The organism is Pseudonocardia sp. MH-G8 (assembly GCF_002262885.1).
GTDB lineage: Bacteria > Actinomycetota > Actinomycetes > Mycobacteriales > Pseudonocardiaceae > Pseudonocardia.
In genome coordinates, this window is record NZ_NKYF01000003.1 from 390,106 (window position 1) to 402,496 (window position 12,391).

14 protein-coding genes are annotated in these 12,391 nt (G+C 73.9%); 5 read left to right on the forward strand and 9 right to left on the reverse strand.

What is annotated here, in order from left to right; translation table 11 throughout:
- Window positions 1-48: 48 nt before the first annotated feature.
- On the reverse strand, window positions 49-1,230 hold the full coding sequence (locus CFP66_RS11285; protein WP_158228068.1) for a helix-turn-helix transcriptional regulator: 1,182 nt from the start codon (window positions 1,228-1,230) through the stop codon (window positions 49-51).
- A gap of 183 nt (window positions 1,231-1,413) precedes the next feature.
- Between CFP66_RS11285 and CFP66_RS11290 the strand changes: the two genes are divergently transcribed.
- Genes CFP66_RS11290 through rfbD form a run of 3 tightly spaced genes read left to right on the forward strand, consistent with a single transcriptional unit; the run spans window position 1,414 to window position 3,769 of the window.
- Window positions 1,414-2,373: an NAD-dependent epimerase/dehydratase family protein gene (locus CFP66_RS11290; RefSeq protein ID WP_094922830.1), complete on the forward strand. Its 960-nt coding sequence runs from the start codon at window positions 1,414-1,416 to the stop codon at window positions 2,371-2,373.
- The gene (locus tag CFP66_RS49120; RefSeq protein ID WP_233159324.1) at window positions 2,370-2,924 is read left to right on the forward strand and encodes a dTDP-4-dehydrorhamnose 3,5-epimerase family protein; all 555 of its coding nucleotides are present in this window, start codon (window positions 2,370-2,372) and stop codon (window positions 2,922-2,924) included. Before CFP66_RS11290 ends, CFP66_RS49120 begins: the two co-directional genes overlap by 4 nt.
- 2 nt (window positions 2,925-2,926) lie before the next feature.
- Window positions 2,927-3,769: a dTDP-4-dehydrorhamnose reductase gene (gene rfbD / locus CFP66_RS49125; protein ID WP_233159325.1), complete on the forward strand. Its 843-nt coding sequence runs from the start codon at window positions 2,927-2,929 to the stop codon at window positions 3,767-3,769.
- Here rfbD and rfbB read toward each other — a convergent pair.
- From rfbB to CFP66_RS11330, 7 genes are all read right to left on the reverse strand, one after another.
- Entirely contained in the window at window positions 3,753-4,730 is a 978-nt protein-coding gene (gene rfbB / locus CFP66_RS11300) for a dTDP-glucose 4,6-dehydratase (protein WP_094922831.1), read from the reverse strand. The genes rfbD and rfbB overlap by 17 nt on opposite strands.
- Before the next feature lie 10 nt (window positions 4,731-4,740).
- Window positions 4,741-5,628 carry a glucose-1-phosphate thymidylyltransferase RfbA gene (gene rfbA, locus CFP66_RS11305; protein ID WP_094922833.1) on the reverse strand — a complete coding sequence of 296 codons (888 nt, stop codon included), beginning with the start codon at window positions 5,626-5,628 and terminating at the stop codon, window positions 4,741-4,743.
- A 2-nt stretch (window positions 5,629-5,630) separates the two neighbouring features.
- Window positions 5,631-6,551, reverse strand: a complete 921-nt coding sequence (locus CFP66_RS11310) for a decaprenyl-phosphate phosphoribosyltransferase (RefSeq protein WP_094922834.1) — start codon at window positions 6,549-6,551, stop codon at window positions 5,631-5,633.
- Entirely contained in the window at window positions 6,548-7,087 is a 540-nt protein-coding gene (locus CFP66_RS11315) for a phosphatase PAP2 family protein (protein ID WP_369805025.1), read from the reverse strand. The genes CFP66_RS11310 and CFP66_RS11315 overlap by 4 nt, the downstream gene beginning before the upstream one ends.
- A 191-nt stretch (window positions 7,088-7,278) precedes the next feature.
- Window positions 7,279-8,082, reverse strand: coding sequence for an HAD family hydrolase (locus CFP66_RS11320; protein WP_094922836.1), 804 nt, complete (start codon window positions 8,080-8,082; stop codon window positions 7,279-7,281).
- An 84-nt stretch (window positions 8,083-8,166) separates the two neighbouring features.
- Window positions 8,167-9,183: a MerR family transcriptional regulator gene (locus CFP66_RS11325; RefSeq protein WP_198961377.1), complete on the reverse strand. Its 1,017-nt coding sequence runs from the start codon at window positions 9,181-9,183 to the stop codon at window positions 8,167-8,169.
- Window positions 9,184-9,218: 35 nt separating this feature from the next.
- The gene (locus CFP66_RS11330; RefSeq protein ID WP_094922837.1) at window positions 9,219-9,497 is read right to left on the reverse strand and encodes a type II toxin-antitoxin system Phd/YefM family antitoxin; all 279 of its coding nucleotides are present in this window, start codon (window positions 9,495-9,497) and stop codon (window positions 9,219-9,221) included.
- A gap of 61 nt (window positions 9,498-9,558) precedes the next feature.
- On the opposite strand from CFP66_RS11330, the gene CFP66_RS11335 reads away from it, so the two are divergent.
- Complete coding sequence (locus tag CFP66_RS11335) at window positions 9,559-10,203, forward strand: endonuclease (protein WP_094922839.1); 645 nt, start codon at window positions 9,559-9,561, stop codon at window positions 10,201-10,203.
- Between the two features lie 15 nt (window positions 10,204-10,218).
- Here CFP66_RS11335 and CFP66_RS11340 read toward each other — a convergent pair whose 3' ends face one another.
- Window positions 10,219-10,665, reverse strand: a complete 447-nt coding sequence (locus CFP66_RS11340; RefSeq protein ID WP_233159327.1) for a DUF350 domain-containing protein — start codon at window positions 10,663-10,665, stop codon at window positions 10,219-10,221.
- Window positions 10,666-10,942: 277 nt separating this feature from the next.
- Between CFP66_RS11340 and CFP66_RS11345 the strand changes: the two genes are divergently transcribed.
- Window positions 10,943-12,376, forward strand: coding sequence for a septum formation family protein (locus tag CFP66_RS11345; protein ID WP_143517221.1), 1,434 nt, complete (start codon window positions 10,943-10,945; stop codon window positions 12,374-12,376).
- The last annotated feature ends 15 nt before the right edge of the window (window positions 12,377-12,391 follow it).

Genomic DNA, 12,391 nt, shown 5'->3' on the forward strand with positions numbered 1-12,391 from the left:
GGAAGTTATGGCGCGGTCACCGCGAGTCGTTGACACCCAGTTGACGGGCTATGCGCCGACGCCCATCCGCCAGGCCAGGCCGCGCAGATCCCGGTCGAGCGCCCTGCCCCGCGAGCGACGGTGCAGGTCGGCGACCGTCTCGCGGATCAGGGGATGCGCACGAATCCGCTGCGGAGCAAGCTTCTCGGCCCGCAGGAGCGCGGCGACCGCCTCCTCGTGGGTGGCCGTCGAGGCCGCCAGGCCCCGGCCGATCTCGGACCAGTAGTCCGCGTGCCGACCCGGGACGGGAATGGTTCGGACGTCCCAGCCCGCCGCGAGCTCGCGGACCCGACCGCCTTCTCCCGACTCCACCGCCACGGACAACCGCCACACGCGGACGTTCGTCGGGCCGAAGAGCATCCCGGCGAACCCGTGGCCGTCGGCGATCCCGGTGGCGAGGCGCTCGGCCTCATCGAGCCGCTCGGCCGCCCGGTCTGGTCGACCCATGGTGGCCTCCGAGAGGGCGGCTCCGAGGTGCAGGGCTCCGGCCATCTCCCGGCAACGCACGTCGTCCAGACGGCCGGCCAGCGCGTCGATGCTCCGGTCGGCGAGTGCGATGGCACGGGCACGACCGCTGGTGGACGCCGTGACCATCGCGGCGAATCCGTGCCATGCCGGGTCGTCCAGCTGGTCGGCGGCTTGACGGGCCCGAAGGGCGGCGAAGGCAGGAAGCCCGCGGACTCCGAGGGTTTTCGCGGTGACAGCAGCCCGCTGGTAGACGCCGCAGAGCGCCTGCAGGGCGTCCCGTCGCCGGCCGCCGCCCACGCACCCGTTGAGGTCGGCGATGAGTCCCGGGAGCAGCTCCGCCTGACGGGTGTAGTCGTTCCGGAAGCGGGCGGCGGCCATCTCGTCAAGGCGTGTGCGGATACCGGTCCACGGCTCGGTCGCCTCACCCTCGCCGACCTCGATATCGCTGAGGGCTTCCTCGATGCGGGTGAGGAACGTGCGGGCGGCAATGAGCCCGTCGGCCCGGCCTGCGGGCGGGAACGACGAGCCCAGCTCGCTCGGTGCGACGCGCAGGGCAGCGGCGAGCGATTCCAGAGTGGACCGCTTGTCCACCGGACGTTGGCCGCGCTCGATCAGGGACAGGTAGGACGCGGAGAATCCTGCGAGCTCGGCGACCGCACGCAGCGACAGGCCGCGCCACAGCCTGATCTCACGCAGGCGCCGCCCGATCGGGGCGGCGGTCACGTCGACCATCGTGAAGCTCCCACCAGCCTGCCGACGCCCCAACCGTACGCGGTCGGGCCGAGGGGCGCGTTTCGTCCGTGATCGCGCGCGAGGGTGTGGAACCACTACCTGAGCGTGTAGCTGAGCTCGACACGCGCACACCGCACGCTGATCGACGGCGGTGCCGGCAGCTACGATCCCGCCGTGCGTGCCGTCGTGACCGGTGGGGCCGGCTTCATCGGGTCCCATCTCGTGGATTCCCTGGTCGCCGACGGTGTCGACGTCCTCGTGCTGGACGACCTCAGCCACGGCGCCGCCGCGAACCTCGCCGGCTCCGCGGCGGCCGAGCTCGTGGAAGTCGACGTCCGGGACGCGGCGGGCGTGCACCGCGCCGTCACCGGGTTCGCGCCCGACCTGCTGTTCCACCTGGCCGCGCAGATCGACGTGCGCAAGTCGATGGCCGACCCGGGCACGGACACCGCGATCAACGTGCTCGGCTCGGTGAACGTCTTCTCCGCGGCGCTGGCGGCGGGCGTGCGGCGCGTGGTGAACACCTCCACCGGCGGGGCGATCTACGGCGAGACCGACGTCGTGCCGACGCCGGAGACCGTGGCCACCGACCCGCTGTCGCCCTACGGGCTGGGCAAGCGCACCGTGGAGCGCTACGGCAGCTGGTTCCGGCGCAACCAGGGGCTCGACGTCGTGACCCTGCGCTACGGCAACGTCTACGGCCCGCGCCAGGACCCGCGCGGCGACGCAGGCGTGATCGCGATCTTCTGCGACAAGGTGCTGGAGGGCGGCCGGCCCACCGTGTTCGGGGACGGCCGGCAGACCCGCGACTACGTGTTCGTCGGCGACATCGTCGCGGCCAACCGGGCCGCCGCCGCGGCCGCCGACCTGCCGCACGAGGTCTACAACGTCGGCACCGGCACCGAGGTCGACGTGCTCGCCCTCGCAGAGGCCGTCGCGGCCGCCGCGGGCGTGGACCCGGCGGCCTTCGCCCCGGAGCTCCGGCCCTCCCGCCCCGGCGAGGTGCTGCGCAGTTGCCTCGACGTCTCCCGCGCCCGCACCGAGCTCGGCCTGTCCACCCCCACCGACCTGACCACGGGGCTGCGCGCCACCCTCGACTGGGTGCGCACGCTCCCCCGGGAGACTCCGGCATGACCGCCGACACGCTCCAGGTGCACCGGACCTCCATCCCGGGGCTCCTGCACGTCGACCTCGTCGTCCACGAGGACGGGCGCGGCTGGTTCAAGGAGAGCTTCCAGCGCGCGAAGCTCGAGGCGCAGGGCTTCCCGCCGTTCGAGATCGTGCAGAGCAACGTCTCGTTCAACGCCGAGGTGGGTGTCACCCGCGGCATCCACGCGGAGCCGTGGGACAAGTTCATCTCGCTGGCCCACGGGCGGGCGTTCGCCGCGATCGTCGACCTGCGCGCCGGGGAGTCGTTCGGGCGGGTGGAGACGGTCGAGCTGCACCCGGGCAACGCGCTGTACGTGCCCCGCGGGTGCGGCAACTCCTACCAGACCCTCACCCCGGACGTCGTCTACTCGTACCTGGTGAACGAGCACTGGTCCCCCGACGCCCGCTACACGCTGATCCAGGCCTACGACCCCGGCTTGGGCATCGACTGGCCGATCGGCGAGGACTCGGCGATCCGCTCGGACAAGGACCGCGGGCACCCCCCGCTCGCAGACGTCTCCCCGATGGAGGTCTGACGGTGCGCGTCCTCGTGCTCGGCGCCGGCGGGCAGGTGGGGCGCGCCCTGGTGGCCGCGCTGCCGGGCGTCACCGCGCTCGGGCACGCCGATCTCGACATCGCCGACGCCGCGGACGCCGCCATCGACTGGCCCGCCTACGACACCGTCATCAACGCCGGCGCGTTCACCGACGTGGACGGCGCGCAGACCGACGAGGGCCGTGCGGCCGCCTGGCGCGCCAACGCCGCCGGGCCCGCCGCGCTCGCCGCGCTCTGCCGGCGGGGCGGCGCGACGCTCGTGCACCTGTCCACCGAGTACGTGTTCGACGGCCGCGCCGCGCAGCCCTACACCGAGGACGCGCCGGTGGCCCCTCTGTCGGCCTACGGCGCCTCCAAGGCCGCGGGCGACCTGGCCGTGCAGGGCCTCGAGCGCCACTACCTGGTCCGGCCCACCTGGGTGGTCGGCGAGGGCCGCAACTTCGTGCGCACGATGCTGGGGCTGGCCGCGAAGGGCGTCGAGCCGACGGTGGTGGCCGACCAGATCGGGCGCCCCACGTTCGCCACCGACCTCGCGGCCGCGATCGTGCACCTCGTCGCGGACGGGGCCCCCTACGGCACCTACCACGTGACGGGCGGCGGCGAGCCGGCCTCGTGGGCCGAGGTCGCGCGGGAGACGTTCGCGCTGGCGGGACGCTCCGACCTGCGCGTCACCGACACGACCACGGCGGAGTACTTCGCCGGCAAGCCGCAGGCCGCTCCCCGGCCGCTCAACAGCGTGCTCGACCTGTCCCGGGCGGTCGCGGCCGGCGTGAAGCCGCCCGACTGGCGCGAGCGGCTCGCCGAGCACGTCAGCTCCCGTACTTGAGCGGCTCCCACCAGGCGCGGTGCTCGCGGTACCAGGCCACGGTGGCGGCCAGCCCCTCGTCGAACGGCACCCGCGGCGCGTAGCCGAGCTCGTCGGCGATCTTCGACCAGTCCACGCTGTAGCGGCGGTCGTGGCCCAGGCGGTCGGCCACTCGCTCGACCATCGACCCGTCGGCACCCACCGCTTCGAGCAGCCGCATCGTGAGCTCGGAGTTGGTGAGCTCGGTGCCGCCGCCGATGTTGTAGACCTCGCCGTCACGGCCCTTCTCGGCCACCAGCTGGATGCCGCGGCAGTGGTCGTCGACGTGCAGCCAGTCGCGCACGTTCAGCCCGTCGCCGTAGAGCGGCACCTTCTTGCCGTCGAGCAGGTTGGTGACGAACAGCGGGATGACCTTCTCCGGGAACTGGTGCGGCCCGTAGTTGTTCGAGCAGCGGGTGATGCAGACCGGCAGGCCGTGCGTGCGGTGGAACGAGCGCACGAGCAGGTCCGACCCCGCCTTCGACGCCGAGTAGGGCGAGTTGGGCTCCAGCGGGTGCGTCTCCGGCCAGGAGCCCTCGTCGATCGACCCGTACACCTCGTCGGTGGAGACGTGCACGAACCGCGAGACGCCGCTCTGCAACGCCGCCTGCAGCAGCACCTGCGTGCCGACGACGTTGGTGGAGACGAAGTCGGCGGCTCCCGCGATCGAGCGGTCCACGTGCGACTCGGCCGCGAAGTGCACCACGACGTCGGTGCCGGCCATGACACGCGCGACGGCGTCGGCGTCGCGGATGTCGCCCTGGACGAACCGCAGCCGCGGGTCGTCGGCGACGGGCGCGAGGTTGGTGCGCGTGCCCGCGTAGGTGAGCAGGTCCAACACCACCACGTCGGCGTCGGCGAACGCGGGGTAGCCGCCGCGCAGCAGCGACCGCACGTAGTGCGAGCCGATGAAGCCGGCTCCCCCCGTCACGAGGACCTGCACGCGAACCTCCCTAGCCGGCGAACGACTTCGCCACGTCCATCACGTACTCGCCGTAGCCCGACTTCGCCTGCCGCTCGCCCAGCGCGTAGCAGGCCGCCGGGTCGATGAAGCCCATCCGCATCGCGATCTCCTCGATGCAGGCGATGCGCACGCCCTGGCGGTTCTCCAGCACCCGCACGTACTCCCCCGCCTCCAGCAGCGACTCGTGCGTGCCGGTGTCCAGCCAGGCGAACCCGCGGCCCAGATCCACCAGCCGGGCGGTGCCGCGCTCGAGGTAGGCGCGGTTGACGTCGGTGATCTCCAGCTCGCCACGGGCCGACGGCGAGAGCCCGGCCGCGATCTCCACCACGTCGTTGTCGTAGAAGTAGAGCCCGGTGACCGCGCGGTTCGAGCGCGGGTGCTCGGGCTTCTCCTCGATCGAGAGCAGCCGCCCGTCGGTGTCGGCCTCGGCCACGCCGTAGCGCTGCGGGTCGCGCACCGGGTAGCCGAACAGGACGCAGCCCGTGTCGCCCGACGTGACGTCGCCGATCGCGCGCTGCAGCAGCCCGGAGAAGCCCTGCCCGTGGAAGATGTTGTCGCCCAGGACCAGCGCAGCGGGGTCGGAGCCCACGTGCTCGGCCCCGATCACGAACGCCTCCGCCAGCCCGTTCGGCGCCGCCTGCTCGGCGTAGGAGATGCGCAGGCCCAGCTCGCCGCCGTCGTCGAGCAGCCTGCGGAACGCCGGGAGGTCCTGCGGCGTGGAGATCACCAGGACGTCCCGGACCCCGGCCAGCATCAGCACCGAGAGCGGGTAGTAGATCATAGGCTTGTCGTAGACCGGCATCAGCTGCTTCGACACCGCGCGCGTGATCGGGTGCAGCCGGGTGCCCGAGCCCCCGGCCAGGATGATGCCCTTCATCTTCAGGAGTAGACCGCGAGCACGAGCGTGCCCACCCAGAGCAGCGCCAGCACCTGCAGGACGCGGTCGCCGAGCGCGATCTCCTCGGGCTCGCCGCCGTTGCCGGAGTCGACGTCCACCGAGTAGCGCAGCACGGCGATCACGAACGGGACGATCGAGATCACCGACCACACGGTGTTGTGCCGCTCGACGCCGATGTCGAACGCCCACAGAGAGTACGTGGTGATCAGCACGGTGGCCGAGAGCGCCCAGACGAACCGCAGGTAGGAGGCCGAGTAGCTCTCCAGCGACTTGCGGATCTTCGCGCCGGTGCGCTCTGCGAGCATCATCTCCGCGTACCGCTTGCCGGCCACCATGAACAGCGAGCCGAAGCCTGCGACCAGCAGGAACCACTGCGAGAGGACGATGGCGGTGGCCGCTCCGCCCGCGATCGCCCGGAGCAGGAAGCCCGAGGCGACGATGCAGATGTCGAGCACCGCCTGGTGCTTGAGCCAGAAGCAGTAGGCGAGCTGCACCGCGATGTACACGGCGAGGACGATCACCAGGTCGATGCGCACGAGAAGGCCCAGCGCGAGCGACCCGGCGAGCAGGACCACCGCCACGGCCATCGCCAGCCGCGGCGGGACGATCCCGGCGGCGATCGGCCGGTTGCGCTTGGTGGGGTGGGCGCGGTCGGCGGCGACGTCGTTGGCGTCGTTGACCAGGTAGATGCCGGACGCCGCGAGCGAGAAGGCCACGAACGCCACCGCGAGCGACATGACGATCCCGTCGCGGAACAGGTCGCCGCCCGCGAACGGCGCGGCCAGCACCAGGACGTTCTTCACCCACTGCCGGGGGCGCATCGTCTTCAGCACGCCGCGGGCGACGGTGACCGGCGTGCGGTGCGGCACGGCTTGCTCTGTCGGGACGTCGGTGCTGGTCATCGGTTTCCCTTCCGGGCGACCCGGCGCGCGATGACCGCGACGGCGGCGCCGAGCGCGGAGCCCGCGAGGACGTCGGTGGGGTAGTGCACGCCGAGCACCATCCGGGACACGGCCATGGGCGGCACGAGTGCGACCACGAGCGGCTTGCGCAGCAGGGCGCCGAACAGCACGGCGGCAGCGGTGGTGGACGTGGCGTGCGCGGACGGGAAGCTCAGCCGGCTCGGCGTGCCGACCAGCACCTGCACCCGCGGGTGCTCCGGACGTGGCCTGCGCACCACGCGCTTGACCCCGATCGACGCCCCGTGGGCGAGGGCGACGGCGGCGGTGGCGGTGAGCCAGTCGCGGCGGCGCCTGCGGTCCACCAGTGCACCGATCGCGCCGAGCACGAGCCAGCCCGCGGCGTGCTCGCCGAACAGCGACATGCCGCGCGCCACGCGGACGACCGGCGGCCGGGCGAGCGCACCCTGGACGGCCTCCAGCACACGCACCTCGGCGACCGCGGGCGGCACCTCGATGGTGCCGTCCGGCTCGAAGATCGGAGCGGCGGGCGGGCCGGGGCGGTCGAGGAGTTCGGCCACGTGCGAGGCCTCCAGGTACGGCGGGCAGGAGCCCGCACGACCGTGCGCCCACGGCGAACGGTCGTGCGCTGTCGCCCGATGCTACGCCCGGTCACGCAGGGTAGCCGGGCGTGGTCGGGCCCGTGTCCCCCGTACGAGCCGGCGGGGGCTCAGAACCACCGCTCCAGGACGAGGGCCAGCCCGTCCTCACCGTTGCCCGCGGTGACCTCGTCGGCCACCTCCAGCAGGGCCGGGTGCGCGTTGCCCATCGCCACGCCGTGCCCGACCCAGCGCAGCATCTCCAGGTCGTTGGGCATGTCTCCGAAGGCGATGACGTCGGGCGCCTCCACGCCGTACCGCCGGGCCACCTCCGCGAGGCCGGTGGCCTTCGTGACGCCGGGCGGGGAGATCTCGACCAACCCCCGCGGGTGCGAGAACGTCAGGTCCGCGGCGTCGCCGATCACCGGGGTGAGCGCGGCGACCATCGCATCGCTGGACAGCCGCGGCTCGCGCACCAGCAGCTTCACGGCCGGACGGCTCAGCAGCTCGGTGCGCCCGACCGTGACGTCGTCACCGTCGACCCACGCGTGCCGGTACCCGGGCTCGGCCACGAACGGCGCGCCGTCCTCCGCGGTGCCCACCCGCTCCACCGCCAGGCCGCAGCCGGGCAGCGTGTCCTCCGCGGCCGCGACGAGCCGGACCAGCGCCTCCGGCGCCAACGTGCGCGCCCAGAGCACGCGATCCTCGCTCGCGTCGTAGAGCACGCCGCCGTTGGCGCAGACCGCGAGCCGCGCGACACCCACCTGGGCCACGATCGGCGGGATCCAGCGCGGCGGGCGCCCGGTGACGAGCACGAACCCCACCCCGGCCGCCACGAGCCGGTCGATCACGGCCGCGGCGCGCGGGGTGACCCGGTCGTCCGGGTCGAGCAACGTGCCGTCGACGTCGGTCGCGACGAGATGGGGGGCCTGCACGCGTCCAGGGTACGGAGCCGGACCCCGGCCGGAGCGGCGACGAGACGCAGGGCACGGCGTGCGAGCGCCCCGCCGGGGCCGGCGTCACAACCGCACCGGCATCAGCAGCGACACCGACCGCGGCGACCGGATCACCAGCGGGGCGACCGGGCCGTCGAGGGAGAGAAGCAACTGCCCGTCGCCGCCGGCGTCGAACGCCTCCAGCAGGAACTCGCGGTCCACCCCGATGCCCGCACCGTCGCCGGTGACCGCCACCCCGTCCGCGGTCGGGACGAGCACCGCCACCGCGCAGTCGGTGCCGTCCTGCTCGCGCCGCACGACGCGCGTCGGCGCGGCCGACACCGCCGCCCGCAGCGCGGCGTCCACGGGTACCGGCCAGCCGCGTTCGGGCAGCAGCCGCCGGTGGTCCGGGAACGCCTCCGGGATCAGCGTGCCCTCCAGCGTGGCGCCCTCGGCGCGCACGACGACGTCCGCGCCGTCGATCGTGATCGCGACCGGCCGGTCGGCGGGCATGCGGTCCACGAGCGCCACGGGGACGACCACGGCCACAGCGGGGCCCTCGAGGCCGCGCACACCCACCTCGGCGATCGCCAACCGGTAGCGGTCGGTGGCCACCAGCGTGACGGACCTGGGCGTCACGTCGAACAACACGCCGCCCAGCACGGGCAGCTCGGGGTCGGAGCCGACGGCGAACCGGACGGCGCGCACGGCCTCGGCCAGCTCGGGGCCGTGGACGGAGACGGTGGTCGGGGGCACGGGTTCCTCCTGCTCGATCAGGGACCGGACGCAGGAGAGCTCGCGGCGGGCGTCGACCAGCCCTTGTTCCAGGCACCGCAGGTGCCGGTCGAGCACCGCGTCGACGGCGGCCCGGTCGTGCCGGCGCGCCAGCACCTCCCGGACCCCCGCCAGCGGCATCCCCACCCGCCGCAGCGAGGCGACGAGGCGGGCGACCCCGATCTGGTCGGGCCCGTAGTAGCGGTACCCGGTGCCCGGGTCGACGCTCGCCGGGACCAGCACCCCGGCGCCGTCGTAGAACCGCAGCGCGCTGACCGACAGCCCGCTCTCCCGGGCCAGCCGCCCGATGGTCCGCAAGCTCTCCACGATCAGCGACCCTCGTGCCTCGACATGGTCGAGAGTCAACTCCTCGGACGCGGATGACTTCCAGGCCCGAGACCATCGGTCGTGTCACCGGCGAGCCGGGCGAGATCCTCCCTGAGCCCCGGGTCGGCCTGGGCGCGACGCAGGCGGGCCACGAGCACCTCTCGGCGGATCCACGATCGGCGAGCTCGCTGGACCGGCACGAGCTCGGCCACCGGGCTTCCGTTGACGGTGACCGTCACCCGCTCGCCGGCTTCGACCCGCCTCAGGACGCCGGCCGTGTCGTTGCGCAGCTCACCCGACGGGACGGAGGACATCGTCCGACCGTAGCGCCCTCATCGGCCACCGTAGGCCTGCGAGGAGCGGGTACGCCCAGGCATGGCCGACGAACGGAAGATCCTGCACGCGCTGCTCGACCGCGCCGGCACGACCTACGCCGAGCAGGCCGGGATCGGGATGAAGGACACCCCGGCCCCGCTCTACCGGTTGCTGGTGCTGTCGGTCCTGCTCTCGACGCGCATCAAGGCCGACATCGCCGTGGACGCCGCCCGCGCGCTCGCCGACGCCGGGATGGGGACGCCGCAGAAGATGCGCGCCGCGTCCTGGCAGGACCGGGTCGACGCGCTGGGCCGTGCGAGCTACAAGCGCTACGACGAGAGCACCGCGACCGCGCTCGGTGAGGGCGCGGACCTGCTGCACCGCGAGTACGGCGACGACCTGCGGCGCCTGCGCGACCGCGCCGACGGCGACCCGGCGCGGGTTCGGGAGGCTCTCACCGCCTTCCCGCGGCTGGGGCCGGTCGGGGCCGGCATCTTCTGCCGCGAGGCGCAGGACGTCTGGCCCTCGCTGCGGCCGGCGATCGACGAGAAGGCCCTCGACGGAGCGCGGCGGGTCGGGCTGCCGGCCGACGCGCGGGAGCTGGCCCGCCTCGCGCCCGGGCCGGAACTCGCACCGGTGGCCGCCGCGCTCGTGCGGGTGGCGCTGGACCGCTCACCGGCCGAGGAGGTCCGGGGCGCGACGTGAGCCAGACCCGCCGGTTCAGAGGATGGCGACGGCCACCACGAGGCCGAGTGCGACGTGCGCGGCCGCGACCACGAACGCCTGGGGCTGCAGCCGCTCGGCCGCCAGCACGGCGCCGATGTCGATGCCCGTGACCCACTCCAGCAGCCGCACGCCGCCCACCTGCGCCACGATCCCGACCAGGCCGAACACCAGCGCGGCCAGCAGGCCCTCGAGCAGGCCGCCGGGCGAGCGGTAGATCGCCACGACGACGATGAACGCCATGCTCACCAGGCCCGCGGCCGTGACCAGGACGGCGCCCGGCAGCCCGGCGCGGACCATCCGGTTCAACTTGCCCGGCGTCGTGACGTCCACGGCATAGAAGCCGAGCAGCATGAGCAGGACCCCGGCCACCGCGTAGAGCAGGATCGCGCCGATCCCGGTGCCGAGCACCCCGAGGAAGCCCGGGCTGATCTGGGCCGTCACGAGTACCTCCAGGGATGGCGCCGGAGACGGCGCAGGGGCGGGGAGTCCAGCGCGGACGGTAGCGGCCCCGGGCGTGCAGCGGGCCGACGATCCGCCACACATCCCCCGCCCCGGCGGACACACCACCCGTCCGGTGGCCGCGCCGCTCGCCCGCCCAGCCGCCCACAGGTCCTTCTCGCGCGCCGAACGCCGTCCGCCGTCCGATCAACCGGCGAACGCTGACGTTCGCAGCACGCTGACGACCGATGGTCGCGCGATCCGGACCGCCCCTCTGGACGTGACCACAGGTAACGGCATGATGACGCCCGACATGGACCGACTCCTCACCGCACCCGGCAGGCCCGGCCCGCGCGGCAACCCCCCGCAGGACGCAGGGGACGCGCCGACCGTTGCCGTCCCGCACGCTGCACGCGCCGGCGCCGACGCCAACCGGCTGGACGCCGCACGCGCGGCCGCCTTCGGCCCGGTGGCCCGGACCGGTCGCCACGGCGCCCCGGTCCCGACGGCGCCGACCAGCCCTCCACCGCCGCCCACGCGGGCGCCGGAGCCCCGGCTGGTCCGACGCATGGTGTTCGGGATCCTCGTGGGCTCGCTGACGATGCTCGGCGTCGCCACGCTGGATTCGTTCGCCGGTGCCACCGTCCCGGTGCTCGGGTCGTTCGCCGCGCTGCCCGCGGCGATCGACGAGCCGGAGGTCCGTGAGGTCCCCGCCCCACCGGCCACCCCAGGCACCTGCCTGACGTGGGGCCGGGCCGACGCGGCCGACACCCAGGTCGTCGACTGCGGGCAACCGCACCTGTTCGAGCAGGCCGGCTCCGTCAGGCTCGCGGACCAGGCCACGCTGCCCGACGACCGGCAGTGGCGCCAGCTCGTCAACGAGCGGTGCGAGCCGGTGGTCATGGACTACCTCGGTGGCAAGTTCGACCCCGACGGCCGCTACCGGATCGGCGCGCTCAAGCCGTCGCCCGCGAAATGGGCGGAGGGCGACCGGGAGCTGCGGTGCGGGCTGCAGAGCGCCTCGCGGTCCGGCGCGCTCTACCCGATCGCCGGCCGGGCCGCCGAGTCCGACCAGGCCGCCGTGCACGAGGCGGGCACCTGCCTCGCCATCGACGGCCGCACGATCGGCGACCCGGTCGACTGCGCCGGCGCGCACGCCGTCGAGGCCGTCGGCGTCGTGGACCTCTCGGAGAAGTTCTCCGAGGGCTTCCCCGCGGTCGGTGACCAGGACGCCTACCTGCAGTCCACCTGTGTGGACATCGCCAACGAGTACGCCGGCAGCGCCGAGGTGATCGCCGACAAGGAGCTCACCGTCTACTGGGACAACCTCACCGAGGAGTCCTGGAACGCCGGCACCCGCAAGGTGAACTGCAACCTCGCCGCGCTGCTGCCCGACCGCAGCGGGTTCGCGCCCGTCACGGGCCCGGTGCAGGGCGACGTGGTCGTCGGCGACGACCCGGCCCCGCCGGCGTCGAACAACCCGGAGCCCGGCGTCCCGGCCACGACGGAGACCTCGCCGGCCCCGCCGACGGACGGCCCGCCGGCGGAGGACAACACCCCGGCGCCCACCACGGAGCCGGAGGCGGAGGACCCGCCCGCCGACGACGACGAGGAAGTGCCGCCGACCAGCGCGCCGACGACGACGCCGGCGCCCACCTCGGAGCCCGAGCCGACCGACGCCACGCTGCTGCCCGCGTCGCCCGAGTCGCCGTGACGGAGCGGGCGTTCG